Below are 23,609 nucleotides of genomic sequence, written 5' to 3'. Positions count from 1 at the left end.
AAGGATAATCATGAATATGCAACCGCAACGGGCGCCCGCACAGCCGCTGCTCTGCTGGCGCAAAGGCGTTTTTCATATCAGCACCGATCGGCAGTTGTTGGATATCGACGCGATCCAGCGTTTTCTCAGCCTGCCGGATCGGGCGGCGGCGGAGCGCCTGGCGCGCCACGGCCTGTGCTTTGGCCTGTATCGCAAACGCCACCAGCTCGGCTTCGCCCGCATGGTGACCGATTACGCCACCTTCGCCTCGGTGAGCGAACTGTTCGTCAGCGCCGAATACCGCGGCGTCGGGCTGGGAAGCTGGCTGACGCGCTGCTGCCTGGCGCATCCGGCGTTGCGCGGCCTGCGCGTCACGCTGCCCGCGCTGCAAGCGCCCTGGCGCGCCGACTGCGCGGCGCACGCCCCGCGCGCCCTTCACTGATAAGGAGACCCCCATGTCTCGTTTGGTGCTGATTTCCAACAAGCAGTGCGATGGTAAGGATCTGGCCTGCGCCGGCCGGACGCTGGCGGCCGACGCCGAACCGGGGCTGTGGCTCGGCTGGAACGGCGACGTGCAGAATTTCGCGCAGCGCCCGATCCACTGCCGTCAAGACGCCGGTTACGATCAGGTGACCTTCCCGCTGTCGATCGAAGAGTTCCGCCGCCACTATCAGGGCTACTACCACGACGGCCTGTGGCCGGTGTTCCACAACCAGCCGGAGAAGGCGCACTTCACGCCGGAAAACTACCGCGCCTACCGGCAGCTGAATCGCCGTTTTGCCGATATCGCCTGCGAACACCTGTGCCCGGGCGACATCGTCTGCATCGACGATTACCAGCTGCTGCCCTGCGCCCAGGCGCTGAAGGAACAGGGGCTGCTGAACGACTGCGCGTTCTTTTTCCATCTGCCGTTCCCGTCGGCGGCGCTGCTGCGGCGCATCCCGGAACATCGCCAGCTGATCGCTTCGCTGCTGTTCTACGATCTGATCGGCTTTACCACCACCGACGATCGCAACGCCTTTCTCAACTGCCTGGCGGCCGAGTTTCCGCTGGAGATGCTGGCCGACGACCAGATCCAGGCCAACGGGCATCTCTTCGCCACCGGCATTTTCCCCGCCGGCATCAATGGCAGGCAGGTTTATTAATGTTACGGCGCGCGGTATTCAGGCGCGCCGTTTTATTTCGCCGCGATTTATTTTCACCGCATTTACCGCCATCAAAATAGGTTATTTTATTTTCTGAATATAGCGATTAAAAAATGAATATTCATCCTGTTACATATCAACCGTAAAAACCGCGCGCCGCCAATTGCTTTTTATTAGCAAAACACATTACCCTCTCCGTGCCATATTTAAACCGAGGAGGGCCCTATGGGCGATGAAAGTTTTAGTTTTACGCTAATGCTATTGGGCACCTTTCAGTAATGCCATCCACGTTGCATTCTGAAAGATACGGAATGCGGCAACCGCTCCCCTTCTGACGGCCTTTCCCGCTCTGCCTGCCCACCCATCGCCTCGCTGCGAAAATAACGTTTGTCTCAACCGCTGTGGCGGTATTTATCTGATGTCGCCGGGCCTATTACCCGAGCGCCGACGGATTTCTTATGGGAAAAATAAGGTATTGCGTTATGCAAAATAACCGGGGTACATCTGTTTTCAGAAAGTCTTATTTAAATGACTTTATCGTTATCGCCATCGGCGTTTTCTTCATTGCCTTTTTTATTCGCGCGTGGGGCGACATGCACGGCGACTTCAATGAACAAAATGTCTCTGCCATTAGTCTCGATGCCTGGAACCTGCTTTATTATTCGCTCAGAACCAGCATGCGTTTTCTCCTCGGCATGGCCTGGTCGCTGCTGTTTTCTGTGGTGTTCGCCGTGCTGGCCGCGCGCTATGCGCCGCTGCGCCGGGTGATCTTGCCCTTCGTCAACTTTATGGAGTCGGTGCCACTGGTGGGGTTCCTGACCTTCACGACCGTGTACTTTCTCAACCTCTACCCACACAGCGTGATGGGGCTGGAGTGCACCGCCATCTTCGCGGTGTTTACCGGCCAGGCCTGGAACATGATGCTGACGCTGTATCAGACGCTGCGCATCGTGCCCAAGGAGCTGGACGAAGCCGCCCGCAGCTTCAATTACAACCCGTGGCAACGCTTCTGGCGGCTGGAGTTCATCTATTCGGTGCCGGGCCTGCTGTGGAACGCCATGGTGTCGCAATCCGCCGCCTGGTTCGCCCTGGTGGCCTCCGAAGCCATTCCGGTCGGCGATCGCTCGGTCGAACTGCCCGGCGTCGGCTCCTATATCGCCGAAGCGCTGGCGCAGCAGAACGTGCCGGCGATCCTGTATGCGATCGTCGCGCTGGCCGCCAACATCGTGCTGCTCGATCAGCTGGTTTTCCGCCCGCTGGTGCGTTACACCGCCCGCTTCAAATACGAAGACGTCACCGCCAATCGGGCGCTCGGCAATCCGTGGTTCTACAACAGTCTGGCCTTTTCGCACGTCGGCGCGGCGCTCGGCCGCACGCTGCGCGCGCTCGCTGATCTGTGGCTGTTCAAGCTGCCGCGGCTGTGGTACGCCCTCGGCCTGCACCGCCTGTTTCGCCTCGCCGCCAAAGGCAATTGGCTGTGGCGCAGCCTGTGGTATCTCGGCGTGGTGCTGGCCTGCGTCTGGTTCGGTTACCGGCTGTGGGAATACTTCCCCAAACAGTACTTCGCCATGCTGCCGGAGTGGATGCTGCTCACCACCGCGCGCGTGGCCGCGGCCATGCTGCTCAGCGTGGCGATCTTCACGCCGCTGGGGGTGTGGATCGGCCTGAATCCGCGCCTGGTGAAGATCTTCCAGCCGATCATCCAGATCCTGGCGGCCATTCCGCCCAACATTTTCTACCCGCTGATCGCCGCCTTCATCGCCATTTATCATCAGGATCTCGGCTGGTGGGCCATTCCGATGATCATGCTGGGCACCCAGTGGTACGTATTGTTCAACGTGATCGCCGGCGTTTCCGCCATTCCGACGCAGATCACCGAGGTCAGCGAAACCTTCGGGCTGCGCCGCTTCCGCTGGTGGCGCTACTACATGCTGCCGGCGATCTTCCCCTACATCGTGACGGGCATCATCTCCGCCGCCGGCGGCGCTTGGAACAGCGCCATCGCCGCCGAGGTGATCCAGTGGGGCAGCACCACCCTCAGCGCCACCGGGCTGGGCGCGTTCATTTCCGTCGTCACCGACGCCGGCAAGAACCCGGAGTCCGCGCTGGGCTGCGCAGCCATGTGCGCGCTGGTAGCGCTGTGCATCATCTTCGTCTGGCAACCGCTGTATCGCATTGCGGAAACCAAATTCAAATATGACTGATCAAAGGGGGAAGCACATGGTGACTCAAGAGGTAATTATCAGCGCCCGCCGGCTGAACAAGACGTTTATCGGCGAAAACAAGCGCCCCAAACCCGTGCTGCGCGACGTATCGCTGACCGTACACGCCGGCGAGTTCGTCACCATTCTGGGGCAATCCGGCTCGGGCAAGTCCACGCTGCTGCGCATGCTGGCCGGGCTGATCCCACCGGACAACGGCACGCTCACGCTGGCGGGCAAACCGGTCGACGGCCCGAGCGCCAACGTCGGCATGGTGTTTCAGTCCTACGCGCTCTATCCCTGGCTGACGGTGTACGACAACATCGCCTTCGGGCTGCTGGCGCAAAAGCTGCCGCCGCAGACGATCGCCGAGCGGCTGGGGGCGCTGCTGCGCCTGGTGGGCCTGACCGGCTATGAGCACGCCTGGCCGCGCGAGCTTTCGGGCGGCATGCGTCAACGGGTGGGCTTCGCCCGGGCGTTGGCGGTAGAGCCCGACCTCTTGCTGCTGGACGAACCCTTCTCCGCCCTCGATATCTTTACCGCGCAAAAACTGCGGGGCGACCTGCTGGCGCTGTGGGGAGACAACCGGCTGCGCACGCGCGCCATGGTGATGGTGACGCACGACGTCGAAGAGGCGGTGCTGATGTCCGATCGGGTGCTGATCCTGGACGCAACCAGCAAACGGATCGATGACGAATTCAGCATCAATATTCCCCGCGCGGCGCGCAACCGGGACAGCCTGCGGCACCTCACCGATCGGATCCGCAGCTGCCTGTACAAAAAAATCGCGCAGGCGCAACCGGCCGGATAAGGCCGCATTTTCGTTAACTCAGGGTCGTGAAATGAAACATAAAAGCTTACTGATGGCGCTGGTCATCCTGATACCGGCAGCCGCCGCCGGGGCAGAAATCGTCAATAAAGACGGCAATAAACTGGATCTCTACGGCCAACTGAACGGAGTGCATTACTTCAGCAGCGATGCCGACAATAACGGCGATCGCTCCTACACCCGTTTCGGTTTCAAAGGCGAGACGCAGATCGCCGACGGGCTGACAGGGTATGGTCAATGGGAATATCAGGCGGGGCTCGATCAGGCGGAAAGCGCCGGGCCGGGCAATAGCTATACCCGGCTGGGCTTCGCCGGGCTGACGTTCGGCCGCTGGGGCAGCCTGGACTACGGCCGCAACTACGGTCTGCTGTATGACGTGGCCGGCTGGACGGACGTGCTGCCCGAATTCGGCAACGACAGCTACGAAGCGGCCGACAACTTTATGACCGGCCGCGCCAACGGCCTGCTGACCTACCACAACCGCAGCCTGGGCGGGCTGTTGGACGGTCTGGATCTCGGCCTGCAATATCAGGGGAAGAATCGGGGGGGCGACGCTCTGCGGGCGAAGGATATTCAGACGCAAAACGGCGATGGCTACGCCTTTTCCGCCACCTACGACACCGGCGCGGGGCTAAACTTTGGCGCCGCCTACGCCAACTCTGCGCGCACCCTGGCGCAGCAGCGCTTCGGCCTGGCTGACGGCGATCGCGCCCGGGCCTGGACGCTGGGGCTGAAATACGATCTGGACAACCTCTACCTGGCGGCCAGCTATGCGCGCACCGAAAACATGACCTATGTCGACGGCGATCGCTACGCCGGCTTCGCCCCCCGCGCGGACGCCGTCGAGGCGGTCGCGCAGTATCACTTCGATTCCGGCGTCACGCCCTCGGTGGCCTACCTGCAAACGCGCGGCCGTAACCTGCCCGGCATCGGCGACGCCGATCTGGTCAAATACCTGGATCTGGCGCTGAACTACAGCTTCAACGCCAATATGTCGACCTACGTGGAGTACAAGCTCAACCTGCTGCAACGGCAGAACGCCGTCGGCGCCGGCGCCGACGACATTGTCGAAACCGGCATCATGTATCAGTTCTGACCCGATACCGGCCGCAGCGCGCGCTGCGGCCGGTTCATTATTTGTCTTGCGCCCGCCCTGTTATTCTCTCGTTTAATTCAGGTTTATATTTCCATAAAATAGCGCCTATATTCACTCTCATGATTTTCGTTGACGCCCCGTTTAATAAATAAAGAAAAACTTTCCCGCATTCATATTAAATTACATTTTGCCGCGATAATTCCGCCTAACCACATTGAATCACAGGCAATATCACGCGTATTATGGCCACACGAAAAATAACGGGGAAATGATATGGACGGCGACAGTTGGTTGTTTATTTTATTGTTGGAATCGCTGAGGTCACAGGAGCAATAGTCATCCCATTGCATCCTGAAAGTGTCAGGATATGCGTCAGTTACCACATCCCTTCGCTTTACCCCTTCAGCGCATGGCCTCCGCGCACGCCGCTCCGGCGCGCCTGACAGGCTAATCCTTCCAGCATACGCTTATTAACAGTCCGATAACGCTCAGGCTTATTTGCGCTCGCATTTATTTTACCCCTGCGCGGCGATAACTATCGGCCATTTTTCCATGCTCATATTTTTAATTGAGTGGAGAAACATCATGATGGTAAAAAAAACCACGCTGCTGACGGTTAATAACGTCAGCAAAAGCGTTCAGCCTACCGGTAAAGAAAAACGCCTGGTGCTGAATGAAATCAACCTGCGCCTCTACGATAACGAGGTCGTCAGCATTTTGGGGCAGTCCGGCTCGGGCAAATCCACCCTGCTGCGCATACTTTCCGGCCTGATCGCGCCGGATCTGGGCACCGTGATGCTGGGGGATAAAAAAGTCTCGGGGCCGAATCCGCAGATCAACATGGTGTTCCAGACCTTCGCCATTTTCCCGTGGCTGAACGTCTACCAAAATATCGCCTTCGGGCTGCAGGCGCAGGATCTGCCGCCGCAGGTGGTCGAAACCCAGACGCTGAAAATGCTCGATCTGGTCGGGCTCGCGCCCTACCGCGACGCCTACCCGCGCGAGCTTTCCGGCGGCATGCGCCAACGGGTCGGCTTTGCGCGCGCGCTGGCGGTAGAACCGATGCTGCTGTTGCTGGATGAGCCGTTTTCCGCGCTGGACGTCTATACCGGCGAACACCTGCGCAGCGATCTGCTGCGCATCTGGAGCACGCGCCAGATCAAAACCCGCTCCATCGTGCTGGTGACCCACAGCGTAGAGGAAGCGGTGATGATGTCTGATCGCATCTTCCTGCTGGGCGCCGGCACCCTCGACGGCTGCTATCACATCGCGCAGCGCCGCGAGACGCGCACCCGCGAGGGGATGCAGCCGCTGACGGACAAAATCAGCGAGACGCTCAGCCGGCAGATCGCCGCCGCGCACTGAGCGCCGCCCTGGCCTGGCGGGACGGATCCCGCCAACTTAACTACCTGTTTATCAAGAGTCACCCCGCCACGGGTGGCTCATGATAAGCGGATAATACATCGAGTTATTATCATGCATTTCATTCATACACTGCTGACGCTGCTGACCGCGTCCGTCCTGGGCGCCGCCATCGGCTATGAAAGACAATTCCGCCAGCGCACTGCCGGGCTGCGCACCAATACGCTGGTGGCCACCAGCGCGGCGATCTTCGTCCACCTGGCCATGACCATCGACGGCAGCGGCGGCGCGGTGCGCGTCATCTCCTACGTGGTCTCCGGCGTCGGCTTTCTCGGCGCCGGGGCCATCATGAAAGAAGGGATGAACATCCGCGGCCTGAACACCGCCGCCACGCTCTGGGGCTCCGCGGCGGTCGGCGCCTGCGCCGGCTGCGGCCTGTACGGCGATGCGCTGGCCGCCACGCTGTTCGTGCTCGCCGCCAACACCCTGCTGCGCCCTCTGGTCAATATGGTCAACAAACAGCCCTTCAATGACGTTAACGGCGAATCCACCTACCAGATTTGCGTCATTGCCTTCGAGCATGAGCAGCGTGAAGCGCTGGCCAAATTCAAACAGGTGCTGCAAGGAGAAAACTGCTTTATCTCGCATCTGGATATCGAACCCTTTGGCGACGACGACGTGGAGATCACCGCCACGCTGATGCCGGCCTCCGTCACCACGCCGGTGCTCGACCAGACCATCAATAAACTGCTGAACGACAGCATGATGAAACAGGCCTATTACAGCCGCATCGCCGGCTCCGGCTAATGCCGTTCACTTCCAAGGAGATCCACCATGAAAACCATGCCAAAACTGGCTCATCTGACGATGTTCAAAGACATCGTTCACTGCGGAAGTTTGCACGATGCCGCGAAAAAACTGGCCGTCTCGCAACCGACGCTCAGCCGGGTGCTCAAAGAGCTGGAAATGTCCATCGGCGCGCGGTTGCTGGAGCGCAGCAACCGCGGCGTGCGCCTGACGGCGGTCGGCGAGCTGTTTTACCGGCGGATAGACGCCGCCACCAATCAGTTGCTCAGCGCGTTTGACGAGCTGCGCGGCATGAGCGCCGGCGGCGAGAAGCGCCTGCGGGTGGGGATGAGCGTCGATCCGCTGCTGTGCTACCTGCCCCAGGTGCTCGAAGGCTTCAACCGCCGCTACCCGCATACCCGGGTGACGGTGGTGGAAGACGGCCCGGAAGGCCTGCTCGCCCGGCTGAGAAACTGCGAGCTGGATTTGGCGGTCAGCAGCCTGAACGGCGCGGCGGGCGGCGCCGATCTGGCGATGCAGGCGCTGAAGAGCGAGCGCTTCTCGCTCTATCAAGGGGGCGACCTGACCGCCGCCGGGCAGCCGCCAGCCGAAGCCAAATGGGTGGTGCCGCGCTCCTGCTCGGTGGGGCACGCCGCCATCCGCGAGATCGCCGAGCGTTACACGCCGCACGGCCAGATCGTCGAGACCGACTCCTTTCTGGCGACCTGGTGCCTGGTCAGGCGGCAGGGCTATATCGCGCTGCTGAGCGATCGGGTCGTCGCGCACTACGCCCCGCAGCTGCACCTGCAGAAAATCCCGACACAGGGGATCGACATCAGCGCGCGCTTTTATGTCTTTACCCGCCATGAGCCGGCCACGCCGCCGCTCAGCGCCGCCTTTATCCACCTGCTGCAAACCCTGCAAACGGGTTGAACGCTCAGGCCGCCGCCCGCTGGCGCTCCAGTTCGCGCACCAGCGGGATCACTTCACGGCCGAAGTACTCCACCTCTTCCTGGAAGTGCAGAAACGCCAGCAACAGCAGATCCACCCCGGCGTCTTTCAACGCGATGATGCGCTCGGCGATCTGCTGCGGCGTGCCGATCAGGTTGGTTTTAAAGCCGTCGTTATACTGCACCAAATCTTCGAAGGTGGACTTGGCCCAGTTGCCCTCGCCCTCGGGCGAGGCCGCCCCGGCGTTTTTCACCTCGTGCCCGAAGCCCTGCACTGCCTCCGGGTTGGCGTGATCGATGATCTCCTGCAGCACCGCCTGCGCCGCCTGTTCGCTCTCGCGGGCGATGACGAAACCGTTCACCCCCACCTTCACCCGATGGTGATTGGCCTGCGCCTTGCTCTGGATGTCCTCCACCTGCCGGCGAATGCCCTCCACGCTGTTGCCGTTGGTGAAATACCAGTCCGAGACCCGCGCCGCCATGTCGCGCGCCGCGCGTGAGCTGCCGCCCTGGAAAATTTCCGGCAACGGCGCCAGCGGCTTCGGCTTCAGCGAGTAGTCGCGGAAACGGTAGAAATCGCCGGCGAAGGTGAAGCTGGGCTCAGTCCAGATGCCGCGCAGGCAGCGGATAAACTCTTCCGAGCGCAGGTAGCGCTCCTCATGATCCAGCCACGGCTCGCCGATGGCCTTGAACTCGCCGCGGAACCAGCCGCTGACAATGTTCACCGCGATGCGCGCGTTGGAAAGATGGCTGATGGTGGCGATCTGTTTGGCCGCCAGCGTGGGGTTCCACGGCCCCGGCAGCAATGCGGCGATCACTTTCAGCTTTTCGGTGGCGTCCAGCAGGGCCTGTGAGAACGACACCGACTCGTGCTGGTTCTCCGCGCCGTAACCGGCGGTGAAGCGGATCTGGGTAAGCGCGTAGTCGAAACCGGCGCGCTCGGCGATCTGCGCCAGCTTGCGGTTATAACCGATGTCCCAACCGGTGCGCTGCGGGATATTGCTGATCACCAGGCCGCCGGAAACGTTCGGCACCCAGTAGGCGAACTGAATCGGCTGCTGCGAGTGGTTTGCTGCTGACATGCTTCTCTCCCTCTGACCGTCGGCGCCGTTATGCGGCGCGCATATAACCATTATTGATTTCCAAATATTGAAAACCTTGTTTTGGTTATAAAACCGATAGCAGGATGCGTGCCAATCGCCACGTTAAGGCATCTGGCTGAAAAACCGGGCGTTTAAAGCCGACGGGTGCGGGCGGGTGCTGCATTGGCAACAGCGGCTGACGGGCGGCTGTTGGTTATGCAACAAACCGCTCACCCCGCCAATCCAACCGTTCACCCGGCGGATCTGACCGCTGACCGAAATACGCCTGTCTTCCCCCCTTACCCCCGGCGATGATGAGCTGTTCCTAAACCCGCCTTACCTCGGGAAAGACGCTACGGCTCACCGCGCCACTCTGACATCTCTTACAAGCGGATGAGTTCATTCATATTTTGCAGACTGGAATTAAGGATACCTCATGAAACGAGAGGGGATTTTAAAGCACATTCCGTGGATGCTGCTGGGGATACTCGGCGCAGCCTGCCTCGGCGTGGTGGCGCTGCGCCGCGGCGAACACATCAGCGCGCTGTGGATCGTCGTCGCTTCGGTGGCGGTGTATCTGGTGGCCTACCGCTACTACAGCCTGTACATCGCCACCAGGGTGATGAAACTGGACGCCGGCCGCGCCACCCCGGCGGTGGTCAACAACGACGGCCTCAACTACGTGCCGACCAACAAGAACGTGCTGTTCGGCCACCACTTCGCCGCCATCGCCGGCGCCGGGCCGCTGGTGGGGCCGGTGCTGGCCGCGCAGGTCGGCTACCTGCCCGGCACGCTGTGGCTGCTGGGCGGCGTAGTGCTGGCGGGGGCGGTGCAGGACTTTATGGTGCTGTTCATCTCCTCGCGCCGCAACGGTGCCTCGCTCGGTGAGATCATCAAAAAAGAGATGGGGCCGATACCGGGCACCATCGCGCTGTTCGGCTGCTTCCTGATCATGATCATCATCCTGGCGGTGCTGGCGCTGATCGTGGTGAAAGCGCTGGCGGAAAGCCCGTGGGGCGTGTTCACCGTCTGCTCCACCGTGCCGATCGCGCTGTTTATGGGCATCTACATGCGCTACCTGCGCCCCGGCCGCGTGGGTGAAGTGTCAATCATCGGCATCGTGCTGCTGGTGGCCGCCATCTGGTTCGGCGGCGTGGTGGCGCACGACCCGTACTGGGGCCCGGCGCTGACCTTTAAAGACACCACCATCACCTTCACGCTGATCGGCTACGCGTTCGTCTCCGCTCTGCTGCCGGTGTGGCTGATCCTGGCGCCGCGCGACTACCTGGCCACCTTCCTGAAAATCGGCGTGATCGTCGGGCTGGCGATCGGCATCGTGATCCTCAATCCCGAGCTGAAAATGCCGGCGGTGACCCAGTTCGTCGACGGCACCGGCCCGGTGTGGAAAGGCACCTTGTTCCCGTTCCTGTTCATCACCATCGCCTGCGGCGCGGTCTCCGGCTTCCACGCGCTGATCGCTTCCGGCACCACGCCGAAGCTGCTGGCCAATGAGACCGACGCGCGCTTTATCGGCTACGGCGCGATGCTGATGGAGTCCTTCGTCGCCATCATGGCGCTGGTGGCGGCTTCCATCATCGAGCCGGGCCTGTACTTCGCCATGAACACCCCGCCGGCGGCGCTGGGCATCACCATGCCGGATCTGCACCGCCTGGGCACCGAAGACGCGCCGATGATCATGGCTTCGCTGAAGGACGTGACCGTGCACGCGGCGGCGGCGGTCAGCTCCTGGGGCTTCGTCATCAGCCCGGAACAGATCCTGCAGACCGCCACCGACATCGGCGAACCTTCGGTGCTGAACCGCGCCGGCGGCGCGCCAACGCTGGCGGTGGGCATCGCCCACGTGTTCCACCAGATCATTCCGGGCGCCAACATGGGCTTCTGGTATCACTTCGGCATTCTGTTCGAGGCGCTGTTCATCCTGACCGCACTGGACGCCGGCACCCGTTCCGGCCGCTTTATGCTGCAGGATCTGCTCGGCAACTTCGTGCCGTTCCTGAAGAAAACCGACTCGCTGGTGGCCGGCATCATCGGCACCGCCGGCTGCGTCGGGCTGTGGGGCTACCTGCTGTATCAGGGCGTGGTGGATCCGCTCGGCGGCGTGAAGAGCCTGTGGCCGCTGTTCGGCATCTCCAACCAGATGCTGGCCGCCGTGGCGCTGGTGCTGGGCACCGTGGTGCTGATTAAGATGAAGCGCGCGCAATACATCTGGGTGACCGTGCTGCCGGCGGCGTGGCTGCTGATCTGCACCACCTACGCGCTGGGCCTGAAGCTGTTCAGCGACAACCCGCAGCTGGAAGGCTTCTTCTTCCTGGCCGGCGAATACAAACGCAAAATCGCCGAGGGCGGCGCCGAGCTGAGCGCCCAGCAGATCGCCAACATGAACCACATCGTGGTGAACAACTACACCAACGCCGGGCTGAGCATTCTGTTCCTGCTGGTGGTGTACAGCATCATCTTCTACGGGGTGAAAACCGCGATGGCGGCGCACAAGAACCCGAAACGCACCGATCAGGAAACGCCTTACGTGCCGGTGCCGCAGGCCGCGCCCGCCGACGGCGTAACTGAGGGGGAGGTCAAAGTTTCGACCCAGCATTGATGTGATTTAACGGATACCCTGCATAATAAACGTTAAGCAGTACCCAAAGCCGCACGGCCTGTGCATCGCAAGATGCCAGGCGTGCGGCGCGATGTAATCGAGATACCCGGGGCGACCCGGAGGTGGGGCATCCCTGCGGGAACCCCATCCCCCGGCTTCCCCTAATATCAGGCTAAAGCAAGCGCTGTAGTGATGCAGGGTAGAGTTGGAGAAGGCTTATGTTCGGAAATCTCGGCCAGGCGGGGAAGTACCTCGGGCAGGCGGCGCGCATGTTGGTGGGCGTGCCTGACTACGATACCTACGTCCAGCACATGAAAGACAACCACCCGGACAAGCCGGTGATGACCTATAAAGAATTTTTCCGCGAGCGCCAACAAGCGCGCTACGGCGGCGACGGCAAAGGCGGCATGCGCTGCTGTTAACCCGCAGTCACAAGGACCCGTATGAAACCCATCGCAGTCACCATCCTGACCGGCTTTTTGGGCGCCGGCAAAACCACCCTGCTGCGCCACATCCTGAACGCCGACCACGGCTATAAAATCGCGGTCATCGAGAACGAGTTCGGCGAAGTGCCGATCGACGACGCGCTGATCGGCGATCGCGCCAGCCGCATTACCACCCTGAGCAACGGCTGCATCTGCTGCAGCAAGTCCAACGAACTGGCGGACGCGCTGCTGGATCTGCTGGACGGCGTCGACAGCGGCCAGCTGGCGTTCGATCGGCTGATCATCGAATGCACCGGCATGGCCGATCCCGGCCCGATTACCCAGACCTTTTTCTCGCACGAAATCCTGTGCGAGCGCTTCCTGCTGGACGGCATCATCACCCTGGTGGACGCGGCGCATGCCGAGCAGCAGCTGAGCCAGTTCAGCATCGCCCAGGCACAGGTGGGCTACGCCGACCGCCTCCTGTTGACCAAAACCGACGTGGCGCCGGACTGCGAGGCGCTGATCCAGCGGCTGCAGCGGATGAACGCCCGCGCGCCGGTCTACAAGGTCACGCACGGCGATATCGATCTGAGCGTGCTGTTCGACATCGAAGGCTTCACGCTGAACGACAAGCTGAACCTGACGCCAGCCACCCCGCTGTTCCGCCGCATCCCGCAGCCACAGAGCGACATCCGCTCAATTGTCGTGACGCTGGAACGCCCGCTGCCGCTGATGCAAATCTCCGACGTGATGGAAGGCCTGCTGCTGGAATACGCCGACAACCTGCTGCGCTACAAAGGCATTCTGTCTATCGAAGACGAACCGCGCCGCCTGCTGTTCCAGGGCGTGCAGCGGTTGTATAACGCCGACTGGGATCGGGAATGGCTGCCTGAGGAAGAGCGCAAGAGCACGCTGGTGTTTATCGGTGTGGATTTGCCGGAGGAGGAGATTCGGGAGCGGATTGGGGGGTTGGGGTAAGGGCGAAAAAACGCGCCCATGGGGCACGCTGACGCATCGCAACGCGCTGCGCTTTAGCGACATCGCCGTATTGGCATGCTAAAATATGACCAATAATGGAGGATGCCCCATGACCCAAAGAGCCATCGTTAGCGTTGCCAACTATGTTCATCAACTGGCTAAAGACCATGAAATTACACATTCCCGCGACGGCATGAGCCGTATGGCGGTGGCCATTACCGGCCTGGCTGACGACGCTGTCGAATTGGATGAGGTGGAACAATTACTGGTTAACCTTAAACGAAAAGGTATCCTGACCAAATCTGAAATTCTCAGCCTTCAGGGGCGTTATTTCCGCGAACAGAGGGCCGTTCGTAAGAAATTCAAAGCATGATGTTTGATCCTTTCGGCGATTTTGATGCCAACGGCTATTTGCAAAATAGCCTGAAGCTTAAAGATCCCGATGAAATAAAAAAGGCAGAACATCTTTCATTCGAATTAAGCATCGAAGACGCCCTCAGCTACCTCGCCCAAACGCAGCGCATAGACTACCCGTCTATTCTGAAAGTTCACGAAATCCTGTTCTCTGGTTTCTATCCTTGGGCGGGAAAGGACAGAAACACGCTGGTCCCCCATATTGCCGTCTTCAAAGGCTCAAAGAACGAACCACGCCATACGGTCTTCGAACGTCCTGATTCTATCCGCAGAGCCGTTGATTATGCGCTGCGGCTTGCAGCAGACGAACAACGCTTCAGGGAACGGCCAGGGGAAGTCATGGGATTATTGGCTTTCGCACATCCCTTTCTGGACGGCAACGGCCGCACAATTTTGTTAGTCTTCATGGAGCTCAGCTTCCGTGCCGGGTTCAGCATTAACTGGGCGGAAACGAATAAGCATGACTACCTCCAGGCTTTGACTGACGAGATAAACGCCCCCGCTCAGAGACATCTCGACCAATATCTGCAACCTTTTGTCATCGACATAGCCAGCCGCGATGATTGGCCAAACATAATCGGTGGAATAAAAGGACTGGATGGTTTAGATAAAGAAAATATCTCCTACGGCAACATGGACGATCCTGAAGTGCAGAAAATTTATATGACTTACCGTGGCGAACAATAAGCCAACCCTACCGTTTTACCCCTTTTGAAAATACGGCCCCGCCGCCACCGACTCGCGCTCGATCAGGCTGGCCGGGAAGCTGGGGCGCTTGCTGAGCTCGCCGCCGTCCAGCATCGACAGCAATCGGTTGATGGTCTCCTGGATCATCTCGGTGACCGGCATCTTCATGCTCGACAGCGACGGCACGGTATAGGGCGCCAGCGGGATGTCGTCGAAGCCGATGACCGATACCGCCTCCGGCACCGCCACGCCGCGCTCCGCCAGCCGCTTCATCGCGCCGATGGCCATTTCGTCGTTGCCGGCGACGATGGCGCTGAACGGCTGCCCGCCGGCCAGCAGCGCATCGACCGCCGCCACGCCGCTTTGCGCGTTCCATTTTCCTTCGACGATCAACGCCTCGTTAACCGCAATGCCCTGCTGCGCCAGCGCGGACTTATAGCCGGAAAGCCGCTCCAGCCCGGTGGGGGAATCGAGCGAGCCGGTGATAAAGGCGATGTCTCGATGGCCGCGCGCGATCAGGTGCGCCACCGCCGCCGCGCCGGCGGCGTGCTGATCGCTGAAGATGCAGTAGCTGTCGTTCAGCCGCAGCCGCCGGTTGATCACCAGAATCGGCTGGCGGTGTTGGGAGACGATCTCGTCCATTTCCGCGATCGACAGAAAACGCGGATAGATGATCACCCCGTCGCAGCGCAGATCCAGCAAAAACTGAATGGCGGCCCGCTCCTCTTCGGCGGTGTGCTTGCCGTCCGCCAGGATCAGCTGGCGGCCGTTCGCCTCCATGATGCGCGCCGACTGCGCCATCAGTTCGCTGAAATAGTTGCCGCTGTAGAGGGTGTTGGTGACCACCAGGCCGAGGGTTTGGGTGGTGTTGGTCGCCAGGCTGCGCGCCAGCAGGTTGGGCCGATAGCCGGTTTCCGCGATGGCTTTATCCACCAACGCGCGTTTCTCCTCGCTGACATAGCCGCTGCCGGACAAAACGCGCGACACCGTCGCCTTTGAAACGCCGGCCTTTTTCGCCACCTCGAGTATCGTTGCCATCTGTGCGCCGCCAAAATCCATGGGTTCAGCGCAGTCTACCCAAGACGCCCGGCGTTTGGAACGCTTTCGCGCCCCTGCACGTCGGTGCGCACTTACCTCTGACGATCCAGATCACGAAAACGAAACGCCAAAAATCATAGTTCTTGCCAACTACAAAACACCAATACATGATTTTGTGAAACCGGTTTCTTATGGGCGTTTCATACGGATGGAACGACGGATCGCCCAGGCAGTAAATATTCGCCTTTGGGCTATCCGAATTGCTATCTGAGAGACGACACGCCATGCCGAAGAACTACGCAGAGATCTCGCACGCCATCGTGGCCGCCCTGGGCGGCACGGGCAATATCGAGGCCGTGACCCACTGCATGACCCGCCTGAGATTCGTGGTGAAAGACAAAGCGCGGATCGACACGCCGGCGCTGAAGGCCATCAACGGCGTGCTGGGCGTGGTGCACAGCGGCGAGCAGTGCCAGGTGATCATCGGCAACGAGGTGGCCAAGGCCTATCAGGCGGTGCTGGCGCTCGGCATGCCGGGCGCGGCGGCCCCCGCTGCCCCGGAGAAACGCAAGCTCACCCTGAAGGGCATCGGCGCTGGCATTCTCGACGCGCTGGTGGGCACCATGTCGCCCCTGATCCCCGCCATCATCGGCGGCTCGATGGTGAAGCTGCTGGCGATGATCCTGGATATGGCCGGGGTATTCGAGAAAGGCTCCTCGACCCTCGTCATCCTCAACGTGATCGGCGACGGCGCGTTCTTCTTCCTGCCGGTGATGGTCGCCGCCTCGGCGGCGCTGAAGTTCAAAACCAACATGTCATTGGCGATCGCCATCGCCGGGGTGCTGGTGCATCCCAACTTTATCGATCTGATGGCCAAGGCGGCGCAGGGCCAGGCGGTGGAATTCGCCTTCATCCCGGTGACGGCGGTGAAATACACCTACACGGTGATCCCGGCGCTGGTGATGACCTGGATCCTGTCGCACATCGAACGCGGGGTGGATCGCATCACCCCGGCGGTGACCAAGAACTTCCTCAAGCCGATGCTGATCGTGCTGATCGCCGCGCCGATCGCCATTCTGCTTATCGGCCCGCTCGGCATCTGGATCGGCAGCGGCATTTCGGCGCTGGTCTACACCGTGCACGGCTACCTGGGCTGGCTTTCCGTGGCCATCATGGGAGCGATTTGGCCGCTGCTGGTGATCACCGGCATGCACCGGGTGTTCACCCCGACCATCATCCAGACCATCGCCGAGACCGGCAAAGAGGGCATGGTGATGCCTTCGGAGATCGGCGCCAACCTGTCGCTGGGCGGCGCTTCGCTGGCGGTGGCGCTGAAAACCAAGAACCGCGAGCTGCGCCAGACCGCGCTGGCCGCCGCCGCCTCCGCCATCGTGGCGGGGATTTCCGAACCGGCGCTGTACGGCGTGGCGGTGCGCCTGAAACGGCCGCTGGTCGCCAGCCTGATCAGCGGCTTCGTCTGCGGCGCGGTCGCCGGCATCGGCGGGTTGGCCAGCCATTCGATGGCCTCGCCCGGGCTGTTCACCAGCGTGCAGTTCTTCGATCCGGCCAACCCGATGAGCATCGTGTGGGTGGTGGCGGTGATGGCGCTCTCGGTGGTGCTGTCGTTCGCGCTCACGCTGATGCTGGGCTTCGAGGATCTGCCGGAAAACGTCGCCGCGCCCGGCCAAACCGCACCGGCGGCGAACGCCGCCAGCGCAACGCATTAACGTATATTTATACCCTAAATAGTTGGAGCGGCATCAAGGCGGCAAGAGAGCGAATCCCGATGAGCTTACACAAGTAAGTGATTCGGGTGAGTGAACGCAGCCAACACGGATGCAGCTTCAAGTATGACGGGTATTGAGGATTGCATGTCTGACTCAACATTCCCTAAAGGATTTTTATGGGGCGGCGCTTTAGCCGCCAACCAGGCGGAAGGCGGCTATCGCGAGGGCGGCAAAGGGCTGACCACCGTCGATATGATCCCGCACGGCACCAACCGCATGGCGGTCAAACTCGGGCTGGAGAAGCGCTTTAGCCTGCGCGACGACGAGTTTTACCCCAGCCACGACGCCATCGATTTCTACCACCGCTACCGCGACGACATCGCGCTGATGGCGGAGATGGGCTTTACCGTGTTCCGCACCTCCATCGCCTGGAGCCGGATTTACCCCAACGGCGACGAGCTGACGCCCAACGCCGAAGGCATCGCCTTCTACCGCAGCCTGTTCGAAGAGTGCCGCCAATACGGCATCGAGCCGCTGGTGACCCTGTGCCATTTCGACGTGCCGATGCACCTGGTGACCGAATACGGCTCCTGGCGCAACCGCAGGATGGTGGAGTTCTTCACCCGCTACGCCCGCACCTGCTTCGAAGCCTTCGACGGGCTGGTGAAATACTGGCTGACCTTCAACGAGATCAACATCCTGCTGCACAGCCCGTTCTCCGGCGCGGGGCTGGTGTTTGAAGCGGACGAAAACCCCGAACAGGTGAAATACCAGGCCGCGCACCACGAACTGGTGGCCAGCGCGCTGGCGACGCACATCGCCCACGAAGTGAACCCCGCCAACCAGGTAGGCTGCATGCTGGCCGGCGGCAACTTCTACCCGTGGTCCAGCAAGCCGGAAGACGTGTGGGCCGCGCTGGAGAAAGACCGCGAGAACCTGTTCTTTATCGACGTGCAAGCGCGCGGCGCTTATCCCTCCTACGCTGCCCGCGTCTTCCGCGAGAAAGGCGTGAGCATCGTCATGGAACCGGAAGACGCCGACATCCTGAAGCACACCGTCGACTTCGTCTCCTTTAGCTACTACGCCTCGCGCTGCGCCTCCGCCGACATGAACGACAACAACAGCAGCGCCGCCAACGTGGTGAAATCGCTGGCGAACCCGCACCTGCCGCGCAGCGACTGGGGCTGGGGCATCGATCCGCTGGGGCTGCGCATCACCATGAACATGATGTACGACCGCTACCAAAAGCCGCTGTTCCTGGTGGAAAACGGCCTGGGCGCGCACGACGAGTTCAATGCAGCAGGCGAGATTGAGGACGACTACCGCATCAGCTACCTGCGCGAACACATCCGCGCCATGGCCGACGCCATCGCCGACGGCGTGCCGGTGCTGGGTTACACCACCTGGGGCTGCATCGACCTGGTGGCCGCCTCGACCGGCGAAATGAGCAAGCGCTACGGCTTTGTCTACGTCGACCGCGACGACCAGGGCAACGGCACTCTCGCCCGCACCCGCAAGAAATCGTTCTGGTGGTATAAGAAAGTGATCGCCAGCAATGGGGGGGATTTGGGGTAGGTTTGGGCGGTGGGGTTAGCGTGGGGTGCGGAGGGCTTCCAACCTAAGTTGATTGCCTTCCTGCTGCACAACGAATTCGGCGACAAATTCACGTGCAGAGGGGAACTCACCTGCCTGCTGTTTCTTCTGGGAGACCAGCTTCGCGGAGAAATGGTATTGCTGCCCCGGCGTAAATACGTAGCCCTCATCAGGGACGCACTGATCGGGGGCTACATCCCGCAGCGGATCGAAGAATTTGAATGTACGACTCTGCGCCTCATTCAATCGGTAGATCGAGATGCCAGCGAGCTTTTCGTCTCCCTGCGGCTGAACGGTGATGCATACTTTGCCCTCACGCAGGTTGGCGGTGGCGGGGTAGTCTACGGGGATACGATCGCCTATCGACGGACAGCCTGCGAGCAGGAAGGGAAATGCGAGGGGGAAGATCCGTTTCATTTTGTCTCTGCGTTATCTGCTGCCCTGTGTGATATTTTCAATTTCGTAAACACCATTGAGCTTTGTCACTTTGAAGTGAGCAATAAAGGCCCTGCCGGAAACATCCTGCAGGTTTCTGCGCTTCTCAATCGGCACAAAATTTAGCCTCATGCTGTAGGTATGATTTTCCTGAAACGGGTAATCGTTCTGCGTAACGCAAATACCCTTTTTAAGATCCTGATTCCCCACCTCAATCAATTTCTCATCAGCATCACCACTGAGAAAGAGCGTATCTGGCCTTTCGTTTTCCTTTGGTGACGGATAGATGCAGATGTCGCCATTCGCTTTAGCATGGGCGGTGATAGGGATATCCGGCGCATAGCGCTGATCGAGACGATCGCCTACACAGGCGCTTAGCAAGGTCACACCAACAACGGCACAGAACAATCTCGCCTTCATAATCAATCCTCTTACTTGTAAGGAAAACCGACTAACACTTTCTCATATTTTTCTTTTACTTTTCTCACATCGGCATAGTCATTACCGCTATAAGTCACTTCCTTGCCGAAGCGATTTCTCCAAACAGCATAACCTGAAGAGGTCAACAAATGATAATCAGCAACGATCTGAGCCTGTTGCTCCATAGCGTAGTTCTTTAGATGTTTGGATCCATCCAGTTCATAACTGTAATTTGCCAACCAACTGTAGAGGCCTCGAGTCTTAACCCACATACCACGCTGGTATTGCCAAACATGAACCATTTCATGGATGAAAAGATGTTTATGACTATACCCTTCCTTTGAGAAATCGGGCACGTACCAGTCTCTAAAATACAGCTCACCATTGGGTGACATCGCAGTGTTTCGATTTTGTAAGCCAAAGGGGAAGTAGCTATCGTGATGAACCCAGATTTTCCCATAAATAATTGAACCACCAAATACCGACTTCGCAAGGCCGATCTCCCCGGAGGTTAATAGCCTTAAAGCCCCCTCTTTCTTTTCCATCGTAGTGCATCCCTGTCATTATTTTAAAAAACTCACTACCGCGAGTATTAACAAAGAGGTTGATAATAGCACCCTAGGTACACAGGATAAACATTCAACCATTCTTTTTACATTCATTCACTTCAACGTATTTCGTGACAACAAAATTCACAGATTTAATAATTCATTTAGCAAATGAATTATCCTAACTGATTAGCCTGAATTAAAATTTAATAACTGCGATCTGCATTCCAACCTCATGAGTAAACAGCCTGTAATTCCATACAGCTTATTTTTTCCTTTTACTGATAACGTTATAGTTTTTCTGCTGCGGCAAAATCCGCAGCCGGAGTTAGCGTTCCGAATCCCCCAACCCTGATCGAATATGGTATAAATTCGAACATGCCGATGCGCACCCAAACAATGGTGGCTCGGGCGGTGCTTCCTCCGGGAAGGCCGGTATCCGTTGGGGCCGGTACGCTAACGCCGTTCGAGCTACCACCCGAGTTTAGCGTCTCTTCTGGTAGCGGTATTTCTCTCCCAATGGAAATAGCCGATATGGAAAACACAAACTTACCCAACGCTTCTGAAACCATCCCCAACACCCTCACTCTCTATCGCCAACTGTTCAACCACCTCGATCTCAGCGCTTTTAACCCTTCAGAACTTTTAGACCTGGCCGCACTTTCTGCCGAGCAAGCAGAAGGGCTGTGCCACGGGCTGATGCTGTTCGGCCATTTACTGCAAGAGACCCCGCAGTTGGATACCGAAGGCTGGGAACAGCTGAACCGCTATCTCAACGCTACAGCGCATCTGGTTCCTGCGCTTTGTAATCTTTATGGGCGGGCGTTGCGGGAGATGGAAGCCTGCGGCTAACGTAAGCGACAATCAGGGCGATGCTCATCGCCCTTCCCAATCATGCTTTTCCAATAGATCTGACTGACATATCACAACAAAAGCATTCATCAAGTTAGGCATTTCCTCCCCTACCTGGCATAGTTAACGCATTCGGTAAATCGATGAGTTAACTGCTGGGTATTGATGCATACTGCTCTCGTCAGCAAGCACATTGCTCAGAGCCAACTCGGCAATGTGAGGGAGTGGTTTTGGCAACTGCAATAGAGGCGTTATCTTCAAAAGAATCCGTTTTAAAAGCCATCGAAGAATATAAAAAACTTGGCCGAGATGAATTCTTAAAACAACATGAAATAAAACGATTTAAAAAATACACCCTTCATTATAATGGCGAGAAGTACGACATCCGAGGCATTGCCGCTAGAGCATACCGTGAGCAGCATGGCTATCCGTTTAAAGGAATCAATGCCGATAGCGGCACGGAAAAAGCCATCCAATTTCTCAAAGATCTCGGTTTTGAGATCGTCGAAACACCGCATCCTTTTGACTATTTAACCGAAGGCAAACTGTACACACGCAAAGCGCTTATCGAGCTCTACGGCGGGCAGTTGCAAGGCGGTATCTGGACCCCGCGGGAATTCCCAGTGATCTTTATCTTCACCGGAGAAAGCGGTGAAACCTACGGCTACAAAGATGGATGGACAGCCGAAGGCAGCTTCTCTTATACGGGAGAAGGCCAAAAAGGCCCTATGGAATTTATTCGGGGTAATAAATCCATCCGCGACCATAAAAAAGACGGCAAAGACATCTTCCTGTTCGAAGACAACAAGAAAGAAAAAGGCGTTCGCTATCTTGGCATGTTCGAGTGTGATTCTTGGGATCACATTCAGTGCTTAGACTTCGAAAATAACATGCGGCAAGGCATTACCTTTAACCTTTTCAAAGTCTCATCACTGCATGCGTTTGAAGAAGAAGCAGACACCGATGAAACCGATACGCAGACAGAGACGCTCGAACAGTTACGCAAGAAGGCACTGCAGTCCTCAAAGCAATCAGGCCAGCGCCAACAGAGCGACAGCAAAAAATCCTGGTTCAAACGCAGCGAAGACGTAAAAAAATACGTGCTCAAGCGCGCCAATGGCATCTGCGAAGCCTGCGATCAGCCGGCACCATTCAAGAAAAGGAACGGCGAGCCCTACCTCGAACCCCATCACACCAAACGCTTAGCCGACGAAGGCCCCGATCACCCGCAGTGGGTAGGCGCCATCTGCCCGACTTGCCATCGCCGGATTCATAGCGGGGTAGATGGGAAAGAGGTGAATAAACAGCTGATGGTGAAGTTGGAGTTGAAAGAGGCCACTAGCGGTTAAAAGTTGCCTGCAACAGCGTGCTACCTGTCAACTTCAAAACCGAGTTTGTACAGTATCATAGGAATAATAAGGAAAAACAGGGAACCTCAGCATGTCAGTACCTACCTACGACCAATTCATCGAGCCAGTGCTTCGCTTTTTGGCAACCAAGCCCGAAGGCGCACTTGCTCGAGATGTGCAAGATGCAGCAGCAGACATACTCAACCTAAACGAAGAACAACGAGCAGAAACCATTGCCAGCGGCCAATTGGTTTATAAGAACCGTACCGGCTGGGCTCACGATCGTTTGAAACGTGCAGGGCTCTCGCACAGCTTATCCAGAGGCAAATGGTGCTTAACCGCCAAAGGCATCGACTGGTTAAAGCAGCATCCAAACCCGCTCACTGCAGCAGAAGTCGAGCATCTCGCTTTGGCTTATACCAACGTCAAACTTCAACAAAATAGTGATGCGGTGGATTTGGACCCGGTAACAGAACCTCTTCTCACCGAAGCGATGTTAACAAATAGCCCAGACGATCGCCTGGAACAATCAATCAAAGAGATCCGCGATGCGGTTGCGACAGAACTGCTAGAGAACCTGAGCCAAGTATCCCCAGGCCGCTTCGAGGTCATCGTGCTGGATGTGCTGCACCGTTTGGGCTACGGCGGCCACCGCGATGATTTAAAGCGAGTCGGAGGCAGCGGTGATGCGGGGATTGATGGCGTAATTTCTTTAGACAAGCTCGGCTTAGAAAAAGTGTATGTGCAAGCCAAACGCTGGCAAAACACCGTAGGTCGCCCTGAGTTGCATGCCTTCTACGGTGCACTTGTGGGGCAAAAGGCCAAACGAGGGGTATTCATCACGACCTCTGGCTTTACTAAGCATGCCGTTGCCTATGCGCAATCGCTGGAAGGCATGGTACTTATCGACGGTAACCGATTGGTACATCTGATGATGGATAATGAGGTGGGTGTTAGTTCAACGTTGCTGAAGGTTCCTAAACTCGATAGCGACTACTTCGACCAGTGATCCCCTTGCAAAATCGGTAATTTCTTAGAGGTCGAGCACATATCTCCTGGCCGATGTGTGGCCATGCCGTATTTTGTCCCTTTA

General features: G+C 58.5%; 23 protein-coding genes. 18 read left to right on the top strand and 5 right to left on the bottom strand.

Features of this window, described 5'->3' with window-relative positions:
* Window positions 1-10: 10 nt before the first annotated feature.
* The 8 genes from CPH57_RS23380 to CPH57_RS23345 all read left to right on the top strand — a co-directional run bounded on the left by CPH57_RS23380 (window position 11) and on the right by CPH57_RS23345 (window position 8,331).
* Entirely contained in the window at window positions 11-421 is a 411-nt protein-coding gene (locus CPH57_RS23380; RefSeq protein ID WP_042783609.1) for a GNAT family N-acetyltransferase, read from the top strand.
* Window positions 422-434: 13 nt separating this feature from the next.
* The gene (locus tag CPH57_RS23375) at window positions 435-1,124 is read left to right on the top strand and encodes a trehalose-6-phosphate synthase (protein WP_046688161.1); all 690 of its coding nucleotides are present in this window, start codon (window positions 435-437) and stop codon (window positions 1,122-1,124) included.
* Between the two features lie 677 nt (window positions 1,125-1,801).
* Complete coding sequence (locus tag CPH57_RS23370; protein ID WP_089192526.1) at window positions 1,802-3,328, top strand: ABC transporter permease subunit; 1,527 nt, start codon at window positions 1,802-1,804, stop codon at window positions 3,326-3,328.
* A gap of 16 nt (window positions 3,329-3,344) precedes the next feature.
* Window positions 3,345-4,136: an ABC transporter ATP-binding protein gene (locus tag CPH57_RS23365; protein WP_046688160.1), complete on the top strand. Its 792-nt coding sequence runs from the start codon at window positions 3,345-3,347 to the stop codon at window positions 4,134-4,136.
* Window positions 4,137-4,167: 31 nt separating this feature from the next.
* The gene (locus tag CPH57_RS23360; protein ID WP_096242770.1) at window positions 4,168-5,250 is read left to right on the top strand and encodes a porin; all 1,083 of its coding nucleotides are present in this window, start codon (window positions 4,168-4,170) and stop codon (window positions 5,248-5,250) included.
* A gap of 585 nt (window positions 5,251-5,835) precedes the next feature.
* A complete protein-coding gene (locus CPH57_RS23355) occupies window positions 5,836-6,615 on the top strand; it encodes an ABC transporter ATP-binding protein (RefSeq protein ID WP_096242769.1) in 780 nt (259 codons plus the stop codon).
* 111 nt (window positions 6,616-6,726) lie between these two features.
* Window positions 6,727-7,419 (top strand): MgtC/SapB family protein, encoded by a 693-nt coding sequence (locus CPH57_RS23350; protein ID WP_019453282.1) that lies wholly within the window; start codon window positions 6,727-6,729, stop codon window positions 7,417-7,419.
* A 27-nt stretch (window positions 7,420-7,446) separates the two neighbouring features.
* Window positions 7,447-8,331: a LysR family transcriptional regulator gene (locus CPH57_RS23345; RefSeq protein WP_096242768.1), complete on the top strand. Its 885-nt coding sequence runs from the start codon at window positions 7,447-7,449 to the stop codon at window positions 8,329-8,331.
* Between the two features lie 4 nt (window positions 8,332-8,335).
* Here the strand turns inward: CPH57_RS23345 and sfnG are convergent, their stop codons facing one another.
* On the bottom strand, window positions 8,336-9,430 hold the full coding sequence (gene sfnG / locus CPH57_RS23340; RefSeq protein WP_025305137.1) for a dimethylsulfone monooxygenase SfnG: 1,095 nt from the start codon (window positions 9,428-9,430) through the stop codon (window positions 8,336-8,338).
* A 436-nt stretch (window positions 9,431-9,866) separates the two neighbouring features.
* On the opposite strand from sfnG, the gene CPH57_RS23335 reads away from it, so the two are divergent.
* From CPH57_RS23335 to CPH57_RS23315, 5 genes are all read left to right on the top strand, one after another.
* A complete protein-coding gene (locus tag CPH57_RS23335; protein ID WP_047025144.1) occupies window positions 9,867-12,047 on the top strand; it encodes a carbon starvation CstA family protein in 2,181 nt (726 codons plus the stop codon).
* A gap of 218 nt (window positions 12,048-12,265) precedes the next feature.
* A complete protein-coding gene (locus tag CPH57_RS23330) occupies window positions 12,266-12,469 on the top strand; it encodes a YbdD/YjiX family protein (protein WP_004953088.1) in 204 nt (67 codons plus the stop codon).
* Window positions 12,470-12,490: 21 nt separating this feature from the next.
* Complete coding sequence (gene yjiA / locus CPH57_RS23325) at window positions 12,491-13,453, top strand: GTPase (protein ID WP_096242767.1); 963 nt, start codon at window positions 12,491-12,493, stop codon at window positions 13,451-13,453.
* Between the two features lie 109 nt (window positions 13,454-13,562).
* Entirely contained in the window at window positions 13,563-13,826 is a 264-nt protein-coding gene (locus CPH57_RS23320; RefSeq protein ID WP_047025142.1) for a hypothetical protein, read from the top strand.
* Window positions 13,823-14,554 carry a Fic family protein gene (locus CPH57_RS23315; RefSeq protein WP_096242766.1) on the top strand — a complete coding sequence of 244 codons (732 nt, stop codon included), beginning with the start codon at window positions 13,823-13,825 and terminating at the stop codon, window positions 14,552-14,554. The genes CPH57_RS23320 and CPH57_RS23315 overlap by 4 nt, the downstream gene beginning before the upstream one ends.
* Window positions 14,555-14,569: 15 nt before the next feature.
* Here the strand turns inward: CPH57_RS23315 and CPH57_RS23310 are convergent, their stop codons facing one another.
* On the bottom strand, window positions 14,570-15,592 hold the full coding sequence (locus CPH57_RS23310) for a LacI family DNA-binding transcriptional regulator (protein WP_142001843.1): 1,023 nt from the start codon (window positions 15,590-15,592) through the stop codon (window positions 14,570-14,572).
* A 284-nt stretch (window positions 15,593-15,876) separates the two neighbouring features.
* Between CPH57_RS23310 and ascF the strand changes: the two genes are divergently transcribed.
* The gene (gene ascF, locus CPH57_RS23305; protein WP_096242765.1) at window positions 15,877-17,319 is read left to right on the top strand and encodes a PTS cellobiose/arbutin/salicin transporter subunit IIBC; all 1,443 of its coding nucleotides are present in this window, start codon (window positions 15,877-15,879) and stop codon (window positions 17,317-17,319) included.
* Window positions 17,320-17,463: 144 nt separating this feature from the next.
* A complete protein-coding gene (locus tag CPH57_RS23300) occupies window positions 17,464-18,894 on the top strand; it encodes a 6-phospho-beta-glucosidase (protein ID WP_096242764.1) in 1,431 nt (476 codons plus the stop codon).
* Between the two features lie 15 nt (window positions 18,895-18,909).
* On the opposite strand, the gene CPH57_RS23295 is transcribed toward CPH57_RS23300, so the two are convergent.
* The 3 genes from CPH57_RS23295 to CPH57_RS23285 are packed head-to-tail and all read right to left on the bottom strand — an operon-like array spanning window position 18,910 to window position 20,312.
* A complete protein-coding gene (locus CPH57_RS23295; RefSeq protein ID WP_096242763.1) occupies window positions 18,910-19,329 on the bottom strand; it encodes a putative T6SS immunity periplasmic lipoprotein in 420 nt (139 codons plus the stop codon).
* A 12-nt stretch (window positions 19,330-19,341) separates the two neighbouring features.
* Window positions 19,342-19,767: a putative T6SS immunity periplasmic lipoprotein gene (locus tag CPH57_RS23290; RefSeq protein WP_096242762.1), complete on the bottom strand. Its 426-nt coding sequence runs from the start codon at window positions 19,765-19,767 to the stop codon at window positions 19,342-19,344.
* Window positions 19,768-19,778: 11 nt separating this feature from the next.
* Entirely contained in the window at window positions 19,779-20,312 is a 534-nt protein-coding gene (locus CPH57_RS23285) for a type IV secretion protein Rhs (RefSeq protein WP_096242761.1), read from the bottom strand.
* 537 nt (window positions 20,313-20,849) lie between these two features.
* Here CPH57_RS23285 and CPH57_RS24760 point away from each other — a divergent pair.
* The 3 genes from CPH57_RS24760 (at window position 20,850) to CPH57_RS23270 (ending at window position 23,525) form a co-directional block, all read left to right on the top strand.
* Entirely contained in the window at window positions 20,850-21,167 is a 318-nt protein-coding gene (locus CPH57_RS24760; protein ID WP_096242760.1) for a hypothetical protein, read from the top strand.
* A gap of 230 nt (window positions 21,168-21,397) precedes the next feature.
* Window positions 21,398-22,516 carry an HNH endonuclease signature motif containing protein gene (locus CPH57_RS23275; protein WP_096242759.1) on the top strand — a complete coding sequence of 373 codons (1,119 nt, stop codon included), beginning with the start codon at window positions 21,398-21,400 and terminating at the stop codon, window positions 22,514-22,516.
* Window positions 22,517-22,607: 91 nt separating this feature from the next.
* Window positions 22,608-23,525 carry a restriction endonuclease gene (locus CPH57_RS23270; RefSeq protein ID WP_096242758.1) on the top strand — a complete coding sequence of 306 codons (918 nt, stop codon included), beginning with the start codon at window positions 22,608-22,610 and terminating at the stop codon, window positions 23,523-23,525.
* Window positions 23,526-23,609: the final 84 nt, after the last annotated feature.

Origin of the sequence: Serratia sp. JKS000199 (assembly GCF_900215455.1) — a bacterium.
In the GTDB taxonomy this organism is placed as follows: domain Bacteria; phylum Pseudomonadota; class Gammaproteobacteria; order Enterobacterales; family Enterobacteriaceae; genus Serratia; species Serratia ureilytica.
Note: the sequence above shows the minus strand (reverse complement) of the source record. Positions and strands in the feature narration are given on the sequence as shown.